Origin of the sequence: Streptomyces sp. GbtcB6 (assembly GCF_019091475.1) — a bacterium.
Classification (GTDB): domain Bacteria; phylum Actinomycetota; class Actinomycetes; order Streptomycetales; family Streptomycetaceae; genus Streptomyces; species Streptomyces hyaluromycini.
Genome location: NZ_JAGXJL010000009.1, coordinates 250,725 through 269,177 on the forward strand (window position 1 = coordinate 250,725; position 18,453 = coordinate 269,177).

The window sequence follows — 18,453 nt, forward strand, 5'->3', positions numbered from 1 at the left end:
CCCGTGACGTAAGGACAGATCCGTGATCCCGGTTTCCTTCGCGCAGCAGCGTCTGTGGCTGACCGACCAGATCGAAGGGCCTGGCCCGCTCTACAACCTGCCGTTCGCGGTCCGCCTGCGCGGCGCACCGGACCCGGCGGCCCTGCGCGCCGCGGTCGCGGACGTCATCACCCGGCACGAGGCGCTGCGCACGGTCTTCCCGGCCGTGGCCGGCGTCCCCGTGCAACAGGTGGTGCCCGCCGGGCAGGCGGCGGCGGATCTCTCCTTCACGGTGGTCGACTGCACGGCCGACCCCGACGGCTATCCCGCGCAGCGCGACGCGGCAGCCGCCGAACCCTTCGACCTGCGCGGCGAACTCCCCATCCGCATAAGGGTGTTCGTCCTCGCGCCGGACGAGTACGTGCTGCTGACCGTGCTGCACCACATCGCCGGCGACGGCTGGTCGAAGGGGCCGTTCCTGCGCGACCTGGCCACCGCCCACACGGCCAGGCGCGCGGGCCGGGCCCCCGACTGGCAGCCGCTGCCCGTCCAGTACGCCGACTACGCGCTGTGGCAGCGCGAACTGCTCGGCAGCGACAGCGACCCGGACAGCCTGATGGCACGTCAACTCGACTACTGGCGGACCAAGCTGGCCGGACTCCCCGAGGAACTGACCCTGCCCACCGACCGGCCCCGGCCGCGCAGCCTCGGCGGCGGCGCCGACGCGCTGCCCCTGCGGTTCGACGCGGACCTGCACGCCGGCCTCCTGCACCTGGCGCGCACGCACCGGGTGACCCTGTTCATGGTGCTCCAGGCCGCCTTGGCCGCGCTGATCTCCCGGCTGGGCGGCGGCACCGACGTGCCGGTCGGCTCGGTCGTGGCGGGCCGCTCGGAGGAGGCCCTGGACGACCTGGTCGGCTTCTTCGTGAACACGCTGGTGCTGCGCACCGACGTCTCCGGCGACCCGTCCTTCACCGAACTCCTCGCCCGGGTCCGGGAGACCCACCTGGAGGCCCACGCCCACCAGGACGTCCCCTTCGAACGGCTGGTGGAGGAGCTCAACCCGGTCCGCTCGACCGCCCGGCACCCGCTGTTCCAGGTGATGGCCGTCCTCCAGAACAACGAGAACGCCGCCGTCGGTCAAACGGGCCCGGACGGCCTGGACTTCACGGCCGAACCGCTGGGGATCAGGGTCGCGAAGTTCGACCTCAACATCGGAATGGAGGAGAACCACGCCCCGGACGGCACCCCAGCCGGGATCACCGGCTCCGTCGAGTTCGCGGCCGACCTGTTCGGCACCGGGACGGTCGCGGCGTTCGCCGCCCGCTGGGAGCGGCTGCTCAGGGCGGCCACGGCCGACCCGGGCGCGCCGGTCGGCCGGCACGACCTGCTGGGCGAGGAGGAACGGGCCCGGATCCTGGGGGAGTGGAACGACACCGCACGCCCGGTGGCGGGCGACGGGACGCTGACGGAGGCGTTCGCCCGGCAGGTCGCGCGCACCCCGCATGCCGTCGCCGTGGTGTCGGACGAAGTCACCTACACCTACGCGCAGTTGCAGACCCGTGCGCAGAGCCTCGCGACCCGGCTCGCCGCGCTGGACGTGGGTCCTGAGACGCCCGTGGCGATGCTGCTGGAGCGCTCGGCCGAGGTCGTGGTCGCCACGGTGGCGATCGTACTGGCGGGCGGGGCGTACGTGCCCTTGCACGCCTCCCTGCCGGCGGACCGGCTGGAGTGGGTGCTGGCCCAGGCCGGAGCCCCGGTGCTGCTGACGGACCGCGACGACCTCGGGTTCACCCCGGCCGCCCTGGTGATGCGGCCCGAGGGCGAGCCCGTGCCCGGATTCGAGACACCGGCGGTGCACCCCGACCAACTCGCCTACGTGATGTACACCTCCGGCTCCACCGGGCTGCCCAAGGGTGTCGCGGTCCGCCACCGAGACGTCGTCGCCCTCGCCACCGACCACCGCTGGCACGGCGGGAACCACCGCCGCGTCCTGCTGCACTCGCCGCACGCCTTCGACGCCGCCACCTACGAACTCTGGGCGCCCCTGCTGTCCGGCGGCACCGTCGTAGTCGCCCCGCCGGGCCACCTCGACCCGGCCGCCCTGCGCGACACGATCGAACGCCACGCGGTGACGGCGGCATGGCTCACCAAGGGCCTGTTCGACGTCGTCGCGGAGGAGAGTCCACAGGCCCTCACCGGACTGCGCGCGGTCACCACCGGCGGCGACGCGGCCGCACCGGCCATGCTGCGACGGGTCCTGGACGCCTGCCCCGGCCTGGTCCTGGGCAACGGGTACGGCCCCACCGAGACCACCACCTTCGCCACGTTCCGCCGGGTCACCGAGGACGACCTCACCGGAGCCCGGGTGCCGATCGGCACCCCTCTCGACAACATGCGGGCCTATGTCCTGGACGGCGGCCTGCGCCCGGTGCCGCCGGGCGTCCACGGCGAGCTGTACGTGGCGGGCGCCGGCCTCGCCCGCGGCTACTCCGACCGGCCCGCCCTGACCGCCGAGAGGTTCGTGGCCTGCCCGTTCGAGCCGGGCGAGCGGATGTACCGCACCGGCGACCTGGTACGCCACCGCGCGGACGGCGCCATCGAGTTCCTCGGCCGCACCGACCACCAGGTCAAGATCCGCGGCTTCCGCATCGAACCCGGCGAGATCGAGGCCGTACTGGCCCGGCACGAGGGCGTCGGCCAGGTCGCCGTGATGGTCCGCGAGGACGACGGCGAGAAGCGGCTGGTCGCCTACTGCACCCCTGCGGGCGAACGGCCGGACCTGGCGGCCGCGCTGCACCGGTACGCGGCCGACACCCTGCCGGGCTACATGGTCCCGCTGGTGATGGTCCTCGACCGGCTCCCGCAGACCGCCAACGACAAACTGGACCGCGCCGCCCTGCCCGCCCCCGACCTCGGCGGACCGGCCGGCGGACGCGCCCCCCGCACGCCCCGCGAGGAGATCCTGTGCGGCCTGTTCGCCGAACTGCTCGGCCTGGCCACGGTCGGCGTCGACGACGACTTCTTCGCTCTCGGCGGCCACTCCCTGACCGCCACCCGGCTGGTCAGCCGCATCCGCACGGTCCTCGGAGCCGAGATCCCGCTGGCCGAGCTGTTCCAGGCGCCGACGCCCGCGGGCCTCGCCGACCGTCTCACGGACGGCGCCGCCGGTACCCCGGCCCGCCCGGCGCCCCGCCCTGCCGACCGGCCGGAGCGACTCCCGCTCTCCTTCGCCCAGCAGCGGCTCTGGTTCATCGACCAGGCCGAGGGCCCCAGCGCCACCTACAACGTCTCCCTCGCCCTGCGGCTGCGCGGCGCCCTGGACACCACCGCCCTGGCGGCCGCCCTCAGGGACGTCGTCGGCCGCCACGAGGCCCTGCGCACCGTCTACCGCACCATCGACGGCGTCCCCTACCAGCACGTCCTCGACGAGCCGCCCGCCCCGCTGCTGACCGTCGCGGACCTGCCCGTCGCCGTCGCCGCGGGCCATGTCTTCGACCTCGCCACGGACGTCCCCGTGCACGCCCACCTCATCCCCGACGGACCCGACGAACACATCCTCGTCCTGGTCGTCCACCACATCGCCGCCGACGGCGCCTCCCTGCGCCCGCTCTTCGACGACCTCGCCACCGCCTACGGGGCCCGCCGCGCGGGCGCCGCCCCGAACTGGCGGCCGCTGCCGGTGCAGTACGCGGACCACGCGCTCTGGCAGCGGGAACTGCTCGGCACCGAGCACGACCCCGACAGCCTCCTGGCCCGGCAGCTCGGCTACTGGAAGAACGCCCTCGCCGGACTGCCCGACGAACTCAGCCTGCCCGCCGACCGGCCCCGCCCGGCGGTGCCCGGCCACCGCGGCGACACCGTCCGCTTCGAACTCGACCCCGCCCTCCACACCCGGCTCACCGAACTGGCACGCGCACACGGCAGCACCCTGTTCATGGTCCTCCAGGCCGCGTTCGCCACCCTCCTGCACCGCTTCGGCGCCGGCGACGACATCCCGATCGGCACCCCCGTGGCCGGCCGGGCGGACGGCGCCCTGGACGACCTGGTCGGCTTCTTCGTCAACACCCTCGTGCTCCGGACCGACCTGTCGGGCCGCCCGAACTTCACCGAGCTGCTGACCCGGGTCCGCACCGCCGACCTCGCCGCCTACGCCCACCAGGACGTGCCCTTCGAACGGCTGGTGGAGGAGCTCAACCCGGTCCGCTCCCCGGCCCGCAACCCGCTGTTCCAGGTGATGCTGGCCTACGACAACACCACCGAGGCGGACATCGCCTTCCCCGGAGTGCACGCCGAGCACGAGGCCACCGACTTCGCGACCTCCCCCTTCGACCTGTGCCTCAACGTCACCGAACGCCACGGCCCCGACGGCGCCACGACCGGACTGGGCGGCGCGCTCGAATACGCCACCGACCTGTTCGACCGGGACACCGCCGAGCGGCTCACCACCGCCCTCACCAGCGTGCTGAACCAGGTCGCCGAGGACCCCGGCCGCGCCGTCGGCAGCCTGGAGATCCTGACGGCGAACGACCGTACGGCGCTGGAGCGCTGGAACGACACCGCACTTCCCGCGGCTCCCGCCCTGCTGCCCGAGGTCTTCGCGGCGCAGGTCGCCCGCACCCCCGACGCCGTGGCCCTGGTCAGCCGTGACACCTCGCTGACCTACCGGGAACTGGACGCCCGCGCCGACGCCCTGGCCCGGCGGCTGGCCGTCGCCGGCGTCGGACCCGAACAGGTCGTCGCGCTCGCCCTGGACCGCTCGGCCGACTCGGTCGTCGCGCTCCTGGCCGTGCTCAGGGCGGGCGGCGCCTATCTGCCGCTGGACGCCGACTACCCGGCCGACCGCCTGACCCACATGCTCCGCGACACCGCCCCGCTGCTCGCCCTGACCCACGCCGCCTGGCCCCTCCCGCGGATCCTGGACGGCCTGCCCCGGCTGTCGCTGGACGAGGACCGCACCGTGACCGGGCCGGCTCCGGTGACCCACCGCGCCGGCGCCCGCAACGCCGCCTACCTCATCTACACCTCCGGCTCGACCGGCCGGCCCAAGGGCGTGGTGATCGAGCACCGGGGCGTCGCCAACCTGTACGCGTTCCACCGCGCCACCACCGTCGCCGAGGCCGAACGCGCCCACCCGGGACGGCGTTTCAGGGTCGCACTCACCGCCTCGCTGTCCTTCGACACCTCCTGGGAGGGAATCCTCTGGATGGTGGCCGGGCACGAACTGCACCTGCTCGACGACGACTGCCGGCGCGACGCCGCCGCCGTGGTGCGCTACGCGGCCGAAGCCGGGATCGACGTCATGGACGTCACCCCGACCTACGCCGAGCAACTCCTTGAGGAGGGACTGCTGGAGCGGCGCCGGCTCCCGGTCCTGATGCTCGGTGGCGAGGCCGCCGGACCGGCCCTGTGGACCGCCGTGCGCGAGACCCCCGGAGTGACCGGCCACAACCTCTACGGCCCGACCGAGTACAGCGTCGACGCCCTCCACGCCCGGCTGGCCGACCACGCGACACCGCTGATCGGGAAGCCGCTGACGAACACCCGGGTCCATGTGCTGGACGAGGGGCTGCGCCCGGTTCCGGCCGGTGTGGCAGGTGAGCTGTACCTCGCCGGCGCGGGCATCGCACGGGGCTATCTGAACCGACCGGGCCTGAGCGCCGAGCGGTTCGTGGCCGATCCGTTCGCGGCGGGGGAGCGGGCGGGGGAGCGGATGTACCGCACCGGCGACCTGGTGCGCCGCCGCCCGGACGGCGAAGTGGAGTACCTGGGACGGACCGACCACCAGGTCAAGATCCGCGGCTTCCGCATCGAACTGGGCGAGGTGGAGGCGGTGCTGGCCCGCTGCCCCGGAGTGACACAGGCCGTGGTCGTCGCCCACGAGGGGCGGCTGGCCGGCTATGTGACCGGCGAGGCGGACGGCACCGCCGTACGGGAGTTCGCGGCGGGCGTGCTGCCCGGGTACATGGTCCCGGCAGTGGTCACGGTGCTGGAGACACTGCCCCTGAACGTCAACGGCAAGCTGGACCGGACGGCGCTGCCCGCACCGCGGTTCGCGGGAACGGCCGCCGGACGGGCGCCCGCGAGCCCGCGCGAGGAGACCCTGTGCGGTCTGTTCGCCGAGGTGCTGGAGCTGGAATCGGTCTCGGTGGACGACGACTTCTTCGCCCTGGGCGGCCACTCGCTGCTGGCGACCCGGCTGCTGAGCCGGATCCGCGCCGTACTGGGGGAGGAGATCGGCATCCGCGCCCTGTTCGAACACCCCACCCCGGCCGGTCTCACCCGCCATCTCGACACCGAGCGCGGACCGCAGGACTCCCTCGGGACCCTGCTGCCGCTGCGGACCGGCGGCACCGCGACCCCCCTGTTCTGCGTGCACCCCGGAGCCGGCATCAGCTGGGTCTACTCCGGTCTCCTGCGTCACATCGACGCCGCCCACCCGGTCTACGGCCTGCAGGCCCCCGGCCTCCGGGGCGCCACCCCCGACAGCGTCGGCGCGCTGGCCGCGACCTATCTGCGGCACATCCGGTCCGTCCAGCCCCGCGGCCCCTACCACCTCCTCGGCTGGTCCTTCGGCGCCGTAGTCGCCCACGAGATGGCCGTACGGCTCCAGGCGGACGGGGAAGAGACGGGCTCCCTGATCCTGCTGGACGGCTACCCACCGACCCCGCCCCCGGCCCCCGCTCCCGGCGAGGCCGCGGGCCCCGAGGAACAGGCGGACCCGCTCGCGGCACTGCTGGCCTCACTCGGCTACGCCACCGACGACCAGGAGGAGGGCGAGGACGGCGAGGACGTCGTACCGGAAGCCCTGCGGGCCATGCTCGGAGACGCCGCCGACGTCCTGCCCCGGGTCTTCGCCGACCACGACAGAGTGCTGGCCGCGCACGTGCCCGCCGTATACCGGGGCGACGCCCTGTTCATCGGCGCCGCGCTCGACAAGCCCTCCGACTGGCCGTACGAGAGCGCCTGGCGGCCGTACGTCACCGGACTGATCGAACATGACCTGCTCGCCTGCGAGCACGGCGCGATGACACGGCCCGGCCCGATCGCCCTGATCGCGGAAGCGGTCGCCAAGAAACTCCGTGCCACACAGCCGGGAGAACGCCGATGAGCCGCGCGTACGCCGATCCCGCCTCACCCGAGCGGGAGAACGAGCGGCCCGCCCGCGGCCGCCTGGGCCTGTGGTCCGAACGGAACTTCCGCAGGCTGTGGCTCGGCGAGACCACGAGCGGCCTGGGCACCGCGGTCGGCCATGTGTCCCTGTCCCTGGTGGCGGTGGTCACGCTGCACGCCTCCCCCTTCATGATGGGCGTGCTCACCGCGGCGGCCTGGACGCCGTGGCTGCTCATCGGGCTGCCGGCCGGCGCCTGGGTGGACCGCTGGCCCCGCCGCAGGACCATGCTGGTCTGCGACCTGTCGCTGACGGTCCTGTTCGGGAGCGTTCCCGTGGCCGCCTGGCTGGGCGTGCTCACCCTCGCCCAGGTCGTGCTCGTCGCCCTGCTCTCCGGCGCGGCGAAGGTGTTCTTCAGCACCGCCTACACAGCGCTGCTGCCCGCGCTCGTGGCCGACGACGACATGCTGGAGGCGAACGCGAAGCTGCACGGCGCCGAATCGGCGGCGGACGTCGCGGGACCCGGCGTGGCGGGCCTGGTCACCCAGGCCTTCGGCGCGGTCACCGGGGTCTTCCTCGACGCGGCGACCTACCTGGTCTCCGCGCTCTGCCTCGGCGGGATCGACGTACGCGAGAATCCGCCGGAGCCCTCGCAGCGCAGAGCGCTCCGGCGGGAGATCGCCGAAGGCGTCCGGTTCGTGGCCCGTGACCCTTACCTGCGGACGCTGGCGGGCTTCGGCGCCCTCGCCAACCTGGCCCTCAACGGCATCCAGGCCGTACAGACCGTCTTCCTCGTCCGGGACGTCGGACTCCAACCGGGCGCCGTCGGCACCGTGTTCGCGGTGGTGAGCGTCGGCGGCCTGGCCGGGGCGGCCGTCGCCGGCCGGATCGCCCGGTGGTTCGGGACCGCCCGCGGACTGCTCCTGTGCATGCTGGTCGTGGCGCCGTTCATCTTCCTGCTGCCCTTCGCGGGACGGCAGTTGCCGCTCATGGTGAGCGCCCTGGCCTGGGGCGTCGCGGTGTGCGGCGTGGTCGCGGGCAACGTCATCGTCGCCGGCTTCTACCAGACGTACTGCCCCTCCCACCTGCTCGGCCGGATCCGGGCGAGCGCGTCGACCGTCAACTACGGGGCGATCCCCGTCGGCGCCCTGCTCGGCGGCTGGCTGGGCGGCGCCGTGGGCAGCAGACCCACCATCTGGATCATGTCCGCCGTGCTGCTGACCGCCGCCCTCGTCCTGCTCGCGAGCCCCCTTCGCGCCCTCCGCAACCTTCCCCGGACGTCGTAAGGACTGATGACCGCCATGGAACTCCGCCCCCAGCGTGCCGCCCGCCCCCGGCACTACCTGATGTGCCGTCCGACCCACTTCGAGGTCACGTACTCGATCAACCCCTGGATGGACCCCGCCAAACCGGTGGACACCGAACTCGCCGTCACCCAGTGGGAGCAGCTCCTCGCCCTGCACCGCCGGCTCGGCCACCACGTCGAGCTCATCGACCCGCTGCCCGGCCACCCCGACATGGTGTACGCGGCGAACGGCGCCACGGTGGTGGACGGCAGGGTCCTCGGGGCCAGGTTCCGCGACACCGAGCGGGCGGCGGAGGGACCGGCCTACCTGGAGTGGTTCCGCGACCGCGGCTACCGGGTGCACGACCCGGTCCACGTCAACGAGGGCGAGGGCGACTTCCTGCTCGCCGGCGACCGGCTGCTCGCCGGCACGGGCTTTCGCAGCACACCCGAAAGCCACGCGGAGGCCCAGGAGTTCCTCGGCCGCCCGGTCGCCGGCCTGGAACTGGTGGACCCGCGCTTCTACCACCTCGACACGGCCCTGACCGTCCTCGACGAGGACGAGATCATGTACTTCCCGGGCGCCTTCGCCCCGCACAGCCTGGCCGTCCTGCGGCGCCTGTACCCCGACGCGATCCTGGTCGACGAGGCCGACGCCGAGCACTTCGGCCTCAACGCGGTCAGCGACGGCCGCCACGTCATCCTGCCCGAGTCGGCCGCCGGGGTGGCACGGCGCCTGCGCGAACGCGGCTTCGAACCCGTCGGCCTCGACCTGTCCGAACTGCTCAAGGGCGGCGGCAGCGTGAAGTGCTGCACGCTCGAGATCCGCGACCGTCCCGCACTCGGCTGATATGCGGCGGACACCCGGGTACCGGACAGGTGGCGGGATCGAGCGTCCATCCGCTGTAGATCGCCTCCCGGTTTCATCGACCGATGAGGGTCTCCGACGGGGGAGCCCGGAGAGGAACGACCAGGCATGACTACCGAGGAGTTCACCCACCCTCCCACCGAGGAGGAGGCGCGGGCCGCCTTCGTGTCCCGGGCGGCCGGGGCGGCGGCGGACGCCGGGGAACTGATCGACCGGGCGGCGGCCCTGCTGCCGTCCGCCGTCACCGGGGACCGGGCGGCCCGGACCGGCGGCGACGAAGAGGACCTGAGCACACTGCTGGCCGCGCTGGCGGGACACCTGGCCGGCCGGTCCTGCCTCGGCGCGGTCCCCCCTGGGGCCACCGTGTGGGGGCTGGACCTGGACACCGGCGTCCTGCGCCGGGTGCCCGCCGAGCGACTGGCCGTCACGGCCGGCCCACCGGGGCACCCCCCGGTGGGAGTGGCGGCGGGCCTCACCTGGGTGGGTGCCCTGGAAGCCGGCATGACCGCGCACTGCGAGGCGCTGCTGGCCCAGCGCCTCGCCGAGCCCGGCACCCGAGTGCCGCGCCTGTGCCTCGCGGGCCTGTGCGACGGCCGATGTTCCGGCAACGACTGCGCGAAGAGCGCCACGGGCGCGTCACAACCGCTCTACGCGGCGGGCGAACCCGTCGCCCACGACCTGTCCGGCCTGCTCTCCCTGCCCGCCTGCGCGATCCGGGTGGACCCCCGCCCGGACACGGTCGTCGCCACCGGTGCCACCCGCGCCGAGGCCGTCCGCCGTGCCACCGCACGCGCCCTGCGTGCCCTGACCGCCGCCGCGGGCCGCGGCCCGCGCAGCCTGCCCGCGATCGGCCCGGACCAGGAACTCCCGCCGCCCGGAGCCGGACCGTCCGCCCGCGTGCACTGGTCCCGGCCACTCGACGCCCTGCGCGCCCAGGGCCGCACCCCGGTCGCGGTACTGCTGGACCAGGACCCCCGCGTCAACGAGGTACTTCCGTACCTGGTCCACGTCGTGCTGCTCGACGTCCCTCGATGACGCCGCCCGTGCGCGGCCCGGCCGGTGGAACCCGTCCACCGGCCGGATCCGACGGTCAGGCGGGAACCTTCCAGCCGTGGACCGTGCGCAACTGCTCTGCGCCATCAGGCGATTGACGGCGCGGTCGGGGGGCTGCTTCACTGGAGCAGTGGCTGAGCCACTAGACCAGTAAGTCGCTGAACCGGTGGGCCACTAGACCAGTGGGCCGCTGAACCACTGACCGAAGCCTGGGAGATCCTCCGTGGCCGTCGAGAGCATTCCGCGCCGAACCGTGGTCGACCTGCTGGAAGCACGCCTGCGTGACGACATCCTGAGCGGCACGCACGAACCCGGATCCCTGCTGCCCCCCGAGCGGGAGCTGGCCGCCGGGTACGGAGTCACCCGTACGACGTTGAAGCACGCGCTGACCCGGTTGGAGCAGGCGGGACTGCTGAGCACCCGGCACGGCATCGGCACCCGCATCCTGGACTACCTGCGGGTCGGTGGCGCCGACCTGCTTCCGATGCTGGCCGCACAGGACCCCACGTGGCTGCGGGAGGTCTTCGAGGTGCGGCGGCAGATCGGCACCCTGATCGCCGGCCGCGCGGCCGAGCGGCGCACGGAACGGCAGGCCCGGCGGCTGGAACACCTGCTGCGTCAGGTCGCGGACGGACCGGACGCCGACGCCGTCCAGCTCGCCGACGTGGAAGTGCATCGCGAACTGGCGCGGGCCACGGGGAACCGGGTCTATCTGCTCCTCACGAACACGCTGTTCAACGCCTACCTTCCGGTACGGGCCGCTCTGCGGGCGCCGTTCGAGGACGCGGCGCAGGCGGCGGACCGGCTCGCGCCGGTGGTACGGGCCGTGGTCGAGCGGGACGGCGAGGAGGCGCGGCGCGCGGCGGAGACGTATCTGGCCGGCACCGAGAAGATCATGCTCGGTTCGCTGAGCAGTCCTCGCGGGCGGCCGACCGCCGACAGCCCCCGGTAGCCGCGCTCCGGCCACGACTCCGGGCCCGCCGGCTCCTACGGCGGATGTCCGTTCCCCCTTGTCTGTCATGTACGGGCCAATTTTGTGCCCATCACCCCAAGGACAGCCGCCCGTTCACCGTGGGCGCGGCGGCGACCGACAACACGAGGAGCATGGTGAGCAGATCAAGCAAGAGACGCGGCGTCCTCATCGGCGTGATGCTGTCCGCGGTCATCGGCGGCACCGTCCAGCCGGCGATCGCCGCGCCGGTACGGGACGCGGGGGACCAGGCCACGCCGTTCCGGTGGTCTCCGGTGCGGTCGACAGAGCAGGAGATCGCGCGGGCGCTGTCCGCCTCGCTGCGCGACCCGCAGTGGCGCGAGCAGGTCCGTGCGGCCGCGCTCGGCACCGAGGACGTGGACCTCCAGGCGCTGGCAGGCAGCACCGCCACTCCGGAGGGCAGGGACCTGTTCGCTTCCGTCTCGGCCGCCGACCGCCGCATCGCGGGCCTGAAGGGCCTGCCCGCGTCGACCGGGTCGCTGCTGCGCGTCCGGCTGGGCTCGCCGTCCATGCGGTCGTACCTGGACGCCCAGGTCACCCCCTGGATCGCCGTCGCCGCGGCCGACGACGACGCCAGGAACATCACGGCGTACGACAGTCAGGGCCACGCCCACTCCGTCGACACCGCGCGCGTCCCCGACCGCCCGCTGTACATCCTGGACATCGACGTCACCAAGGCTCACCGGGCCGGCCTGAAGGTGCTGCAGAAGGCCTTCGCCGACAAGGGACTGACCTCCCTCCCGCAGGCGGCGAACAGCGCCGACGCCGCGAGCGCGGCGGGCTGGTGGGCGACCAAGGTCACGGCCGTCGAGGTGAACGACGACCAGGAGCCCTGGTTCAAGGGCGCCGCCGAGATGTTCTCGCTGGTGACCGGCTTCGGCCAGGACGGCACGGCGCGCGTCGACTCGGTGGACATGCCCTACCTGGACTACGACGGCACCGTCTACTACCCGAACCAGATCCTGGTCAACTGGTCGAACTACAAGTACAACCTGGCCGACGTCGTCATGATGGAGGACGACGACGGCACCAACTACCGTGCGCTGGCACAGGCGATCACCACGGCGCTGCTCACCGTGACCGACCAGGGCACCTACATCCCGTTGGTGAACGCGGTCCTCAGCGCGATCCCCGACAGCTGGTTCACCGACGACCCCGACTACGTGGAGTCCTGGTACACCCTCGCCCAGAACTCCACGGGCCGGCTGAACGGCGCCTCGGGCAACGGCTGGATGACCGTCGAGCCCTACTTCGTCGAGGAGTTCTAGACCTCGCCCCAAGAGCGGACCGGGCCTGGGCGACGTCACGGGCCGTCTTCTTCACAGCCGGTGTTCTGGTCGTGGGCCAGGGCGTGGGTGACCGCGGTGGTGCTCTCGTACAGGACCCGGTACTGGGTGAACCGGCGGTCGTGGACACCCGCGGTGGCGGGATCGGGCCGGACCACCGATTCCGCCGGATTCCAGGCCGTGATGTCCGGTCGGCCGATCAGACCGGCGGCGAGGAAGGCGGCACCGTAGCTGGCACCGATGGTGGTGCGGGTGACGATCTGTTCGAGGCCGGTGACATCGCTGACGATCTGAGGCCACAGTCCGCCCCGGGTACCGCCGCCGACCGCGACGACCCGCCGGATGTCGGCGCCGGCCGCGAGCATCGTCTCGACGTTGTGCCGGACACCGTAGGCGGTGGCCTCCAGCGCCGCCCGCATCAGGTCGCCCCGGGTGTGACCCAGCGTCAGGCCCGCGATCACGCCCCGGGCGTCGGGGTCCATGACGGGTGTGCGTTCCCCGGCGAAGTACGGCAGCATCACCAGGCCGTTCGCACCCGGGGGCGAGGCGGCCGCCTCGCCGAACAGGGTGCCGAGGCCGACGTCGCCGAAGAGGTGCCCCAGCCAGTCGGTGACGGCCCCGGAGGTGGCCATGCCGCCGGCCAGGCAACGGGTGCCGGGCAGGGCGCCGACCGTGGACCACATCGACGGGCTGGTCACGAGCCGGTCGACGGTGTTCACCAGGAACATCGTGGTGCCGTACATCAGCATCAGGTCGCCGACGCCGTGGCCGCCGACGCTGACGGCCTCGCTCCAGGCGTCGATCGTCCCCACGATGACCGGTGTCCCGGCCGGGACACCCGCGACGGGCGTGTTCACCCGGCCGGCCTCCTGGCCCGGCCAGCGCAGCGGGGGGAGTTCGATGCCGGGTGCGATGTGCTCGGCCCATTCGGGGATCCAGCGCTGCTCGTGGATGTCGAACAGGGGGGTGCACTGGCTGGCGGAATGCAGGTCCAGCACATAGGCGCCGGTCAGCCGGTGTGCGAGCCACGACGCGGGCATGAGGAGGCGGCGGGCGCGGGTCCACGCCTCGGGCTCCCGCTCGCGGATCCAGGCGAGTTTGGGCCCGACGGCCTGGGACGACAGCGCCGACCCGCACCTGCGGAAGATCGTGTCCGGCCCCAACTCCCGGTTCAGCCGCCCGATCTGCTCCTCGGCGCGGGTGTCCACGCCGTACAGCACCGCCGGACGCACCGGCTCTCCCGCGTCGTCGACCAGGAGGGTGCACGGGCCCATGCCGCTGACGCCGACGGCCCGGACGGTGATGTCGTCGCGGTCGAGCAGTTCGGCCGCGAGCGAGACGAACTCGTCCCACCACACCTGTGCGTCCATCTCGACGTGCCCCGGCCGGGGCCGGTCGACCACGTGACCGCGTACCGCCTCGCCCAGGATGCGGCCGGCAGCGTCGACCACCACGCCCTTGGTGCTGGAGGTACCAACGTCAACTCCGAAGACGACGTCGATCATGTACTGCCTCCCTGCATCTGTTCCCGGGACGAGTGTGGCGGTGCCCCGCGGGGTCTGATGCCGTCTGTGACCCGCATGTTGACCCTCTCCGCTGCAGTCGTTGACATGCCCCTGCCTTGTGGCTAGCTTCACGAAGAGTTCCCACTGTGCTCCTTGGGTGCTCGCAGCCCAGGGTCCCATCGAAGCGTTCGTATCTCAGGCACCTCGTCTCCACGGTTGGACAACGTTGTCAGCCTTTGGTGAGCAAGACATCTCGACGCGCCGTTCATCACCCGGGGTCACGTTCTCGACGCGCAGACAACGTTGTCGGACCTCCACTTCCGAGTAGAGGAGCAAGCCCCGTGATCACACGACTGTCCAGACCTCCCGGAACCGCGGCGATCGGTCTCCTCGCCGCCGCGGCGCTGGCCGCGGCCGGGCTGTGCACGCCTGCGTGGGCGGCCGGGAAGGCCGCGCTCGTCACCTCGCCGGCGACGCTCGTCAATCCGTTCATCGGGACGTCGAACCAGGCCGACGACTTCCCGGGGGCCGACGTCCCGTTCGGCATGGTGCAGTGGAGCCCGGACACGCCGTCACGTCCCGACGGTGGGGGTTATGAGTACAACGACTCGTCGACCACCGGTTTCAGCCTGACCCACATCGCCGGACCCGGTTGTGGCGCGGCCGGTGACATACCGGTGCTGCCCACGGTGGGAGCCGTGAACACCGGTGCCACGGACGCGTTCTCGCACGTCAACGAGTCGGCGTCCGCCGGGTCGTACAAGGTCACGCTCGACAATCAGGTGACCACCGAGCTGACCACCACGACACGCAGCGGCATGGCCCGCTTCACCTTCCCCGCCACCAGCCAGGCCAACCTGATCTTCAAGTTGACGGGCAGTCAGAACGGCGCCAGCTCGACCCAGTTCACCAAGGTGTCGAACACGGAGGTGAGCGGGCAGGTCACCAGCGGCCACTTCTGCGGCGCGGGAAACACGTACACCGTGTACTTCGACATGGTTTTCGACCAGCCGTTCGCCTCGCAGGGCAGCTCGCTCGCCAAGGCGTCGACCGCCACTTCCACTGCGCCCCCCAAGGCGTCGAAGAACGCGGCCGAGAAGCCCAACAAGCCGGTACTGCACGGCAAGAACCCCAGCACTGCGGCCCCGAAGGCCACGAAGTCCACCACGGACAGCGCCGCCCCCGACGCCGCCGCCTCGAACGGCTACGTCACCTTCAACACCACGAGCAACCCGGTCGTGCAGGCCAAGGTCGGCATCTCCTATGTGTCGGTCGCGGGCGCGGTCGTCAACCGGACCTCGGAGAACACCGGCTGGGACTTCGACGCGACCCGCACCGCCGCACAGAACGCGTGGAACAGCACGCTCGGCAAGGTGCAGATCGCCGGCGGGACGGCCGCGCAGCAGCAGACCTTCTACACCGCGCTCTACCACTCGCTGCTGCACCCGAACGTGATCAGCGACGCCAACGGCCAGTACTACGGCTTCGACGGCAAGACGCACACCGTGGACACCGGCCACAGCGCGGTGTACGCGAACTACTCCGGCTGGGACATCTACCGCTCACAGGCCCAGCTCGAAGCCCTCGTCGCCCCCCAGGTCGCCTCGGACACCGCGCAGTCGATGGTCGACGACTACGCGCAGACCGGCATCTTCCCCAAGTGGTCGGAGAACAACGGCGAGTCGTACGTCATGGTCGGTGACCCGGCGGACGCCATCATCGCCGACTACTACGCCTTCGGCGCCCGGAACTTCGACACCACCACCGCCCTGGCCGACATGGTCAGACAGGCGAGCACCACCAACAACGACCGGCCCGGTCTCGCCTACCTGAACTCGCCGGGATACATGCCGCACGACGGCAGCTACGGGTGCTGCAACTTCTACGGCCCGGTGGCCACCACCCTGGAGTACGACACGGCCGACTTCGCGCTCTCCGCGATGGCCGGAGCACTCGGCGACACCGCCGACCAGAAGACGTACGCCAACCGCGCGCAGGACTGGCGCAACGTGCTCAACCCCGCCTCCGGTTTCGTGGAACCCCGCAACGCGAGCGGCTCGTGGACCGGAGGCTTCGACCCCACCAGCGGCGCCGACATGGTCGAGGCCGACTCGTGGATCTACACCGGAATGGTCCCGTTCGACATCGGCGGCCTGGCGCGCGCCAAGGGCGGCAACACGGCGATGAACCACTACCTGGACACCGTGCTGCGCAGCTACACCGGCGCCGACGGCTACGCCTGGGTCGGCAACGAGCCGAGCATCGAGCTCCCGTGGGAGTACGACTACACGGGGCAGCCCTACAAGACGCAGGGCACGGTGCGGGCGATCCAGGACCAGATCTGGTCGAACACCCCGGGCGGCCTGGCCGACGGCAACGACGATCTCGGCGCGATGAGCGCCTGGTACGTGTGGTCGGCGCTCGGCATGTTCCCCGAGACGCCCGGCACCTCCGATCTCGCCCTGGGATCACCGCTGTTCACACAGGCCGTGGTCACCCTTCCCTCGGGCGGGACGCTGACGGTCAACGGCAACGGCGCGGCCGACAACGCGCCCTACGTCCAGTCCGCGGCATGGAACGGGACGGCGTGGAACAACGCCTACGCTCCCACCACGGCGATCACGTCCGGCGGCACGCTGGACTTCACGCTGGGCACCAGCGCCAACACGTCATGGGCGACGGCGGCCACCGCGGCACCTCCTTCCTACGCGGGTGACACCACCGCACCGGCCTCGCCGCGCATCGGTCCGCTCACCTCGTCGGTGGCCTCCAACCTGTGCGCGGACGACGCGTCCTCCGGCACCTCCGACGGCACCCACGTCCAGATCTGGGGCTGCAACAGCACCTACGCCCAGGACTGGATCGTCGCCGGCGACGGAACCATCCGGACCCTCGGCAAGTGTCTGGACGCCGATCACAGCGGGACCACCAACGGCACGCTGATCCAGCTGTGGACCTGCAACGGCACCGGCGCTCAGCAGTGGACCGCCGGTACCAACGGGTCGCTGGTCAACCCCGAGTCGAAGCTGTGCCTGGACGACCCCAACTCCTCGACGACGAACGGCACCCAGCTTCAGCTGTACACCTGCAACGGCACGACGGCCCAGAACTGGAAACTGCCGAGCTGAGCCGTCGGCGGGGGAGTTGACAGCCCCGACACTCCCCGGAGCCGGCCGGGCAGCTGTACGCCCGGCCGGCTCCACGAGCACGCGGAGGTGGTCAGCAGTAGAGGTTGGCGCCGGGAGTGACGCCGAGGATCGAGGTGAAACGCTGGTAGGCGTCGACGCGGCTCTGGACCTGGGCCGGGTTGCGGCCGTCACATTCCAGGGAGCCGTTGATGGAGCGGATGGTCTGGCCGAAACCGGCGCCGTTGACCATGGCGTTGTGGGGGGTCATCGTGCCGGGACCGCTCTGGGTGTTCCAGTACCACAGGCCGGTCTTCCAGGCGACGGCCGAGTCGTTCTGCACCAGCCAGGGGTTGTTGAGCAGGTCGATGCCGAGCGCGTCGCCGGCCGCCTTGTAGTTGAAGTTCCAGCTGAGCTGGATGGGGCCGCGGCCGTAGTAGGCGGACTGGCCTGCGGGGCAGCCGTAGGACTGGCTCCAGTCGCAGTAGTGCGGGTAGTTGGCGGTGTTCTGCTCGACGATGTAGACCAGTCCGCCGGTCTCGTGGCTGACGTTGGCGAGGAAGGCGGCGGCCTCCTGCTTCTTGACGGTGTCGCTGCCGGTGTTGGCGAAGCCGGGGTAGGCACTGAGGGCGGCGGTGAGACCGCTGTAGCTGTAGAAGGAATTCCGGCTCGGGAACATCTGGTTGAACTGCGCCTCGCTGACGACGAACCCGGACGGGTTGCCGCCTCCACCGTCACCGGCCGGGGCGTTCCACTTCTGGTTCGCGCCGCCGGTGCAGGTCCATATCTGCAGGCGCGTGGCGTTGGCGCCGCTGTTGCCCCGAACGTCGAGGCACTTGTTCGCGGCGGGGTTGACGATGTCGTGGGCGGCGGTGACGACCCACTGCTGGTTCGCGCCGCCGGAACAGTCCCAGAGCTGGACGGCGGCTCCGTCGGCGGTGCCGCGGTCGACCACGTCGAGGCACTTGCCCAGGGCGCGCAGAGTTCCGTCCCCGGTGTTGGACCAGCTCTGGGCACCGGTGCCGTTGCAGTCGTAGAGCTGGACGGCGGTGCCGTTGGCGCTGCTCGCGCCGGCCACGTCGACGCACTTGCCGGCCAGCCCGGTGATCTGGCCGGTTGCCGCCTGGGCCGGGGCGACGGTGAACAGGGCGGACAGGACGGCGGCGAGGACGACGCCAAGCGTCAGCCGGCCGAGGGCGGTTCGCCCGCGGAGGCGGGACATGCGGAGAGAAAGGCGCACGGGTTACTCC

General features: G+C 72.0%; 9 protein-coding genes. 7 read left to right on the forward strand and 2 right to left on the reverse strand.

Features of this window, described 5'->3' with window-relative positions:
• The first annotated feature begins 22 nt into the window (after positions 1 to 22).
• The 6 genes from KVT45_RS58105 (at position 23) to KVT45_RS18045 (ending at position 12,555) form a co-directional block, all read left to right on the forward strand.
• Positions 23 to 7,090: a non-ribosomal peptide synthetase gene (locus tag KVT45_RS58105; protein WP_217548601.1), complete on the forward strand. Its 7,068-nt coding sequence runs from the start codon at positions 23 to 25 to the stop codon at positions 7,088 to 7,090.
• Positions 7,087 to 8,376, forward strand: a complete 1,290-nt coding sequence (locus KVT45_RS18025; protein ID WP_217548603.1) for an MFS transporter — start codon at positions 7,087 to 7,089, stop codon at positions 8,374 to 8,376. The genes KVT45_RS58105 and KVT45_RS18025 overlap by 4 nt, the downstream gene beginning before the upstream one ends.
• A gap of 6 nt (positions 8,377 to 8,382) precedes the next feature.
• Positions 8,383 to 9,225, forward strand: coding sequence for a dimethylargininase (ddaH, locus tag KVT45_RS18030; protein ID WP_254646937.1), 843 nt, complete (start codon positions 8,383 to 8,385; stop codon positions 9,223 to 9,225).
• 126 nt (positions 9,226 to 9,351) lie between these two features.
• A complete protein-coding gene (locus KVT45_RS18035; RefSeq protein ID WP_217548605.1) occupies positions 9,352 to 10,278 on the forward strand; it encodes a hypothetical protein in 927 nt (308 codons plus the stop codon).
• A 241-nt stretch (positions 10,279 to 10,519) separates the two neighbouring features.
• A complete protein-coding gene (locus KVT45_RS18040; RefSeq protein ID WP_217548607.1) occupies positions 10,520 to 11,248 on the forward strand; it encodes a FadR/GntR family transcriptional regulator in 729 nt (242 codons plus the stop codon).
• A 152-nt stretch (positions 11,249 to 11,400) separates the two neighbouring features.
• Positions 11,401 to 12,555, forward strand: coding sequence for a DUF3103 family protein (locus KVT45_RS18045; RefSeq protein WP_217548609.1), 1,155 nt, complete (start codon positions 11,401 to 11,403; stop codon positions 12,553 to 12,555).
• Between the two features lie 35 nt (positions 12,556 to 12,590).
• Here the strand turns inward: KVT45_RS18045 and KVT45_RS18050 are convergent, their stop codons facing one another.
• Positions 12,591 to 14,078 (reverse strand): FGGY-family carbohydrate kinase, encoded by a 1,488-nt coding sequence (locus tag KVT45_RS18050; protein WP_217548611.1) that lies wholly within the window; start codon positions 14,076 to 14,078, stop codon positions 12,591 to 12,593.
• Positions 14,079 to 14,419: 341 nt separating this feature from the next.
• Here KVT45_RS18050 and KVT45_RS18055 point away from each other — a divergent pair, with 341 nt between their 5' ends.
• Positions 14,420 to 17,206, forward strand: coding sequence for a lectin (locus tag KVT45_RS18055; RefSeq protein WP_308310788.1), 2,787 nt, complete (start codon positions 14,420 to 14,422; stop codon positions 17,204 to 17,206).
• 91 nt (positions 17,207 to 17,297) lie between these two features.
• Here the strand turns inward: KVT45_RS18055 and KVT45_RS18060 are convergent, their stop codons facing one another.
• Positions 17,298 to 18,425 (reverse strand): chitinase, encoded by a 1,128-nt coding sequence (locus tag KVT45_RS18060; RefSeq protein WP_217548733.1) that lies wholly within the window; start codon positions 18,423 to 18,425, stop codon positions 17,298 to 17,300.
• Positions 18,426 to 18,453: the final 28 nt, after the last annotated feature.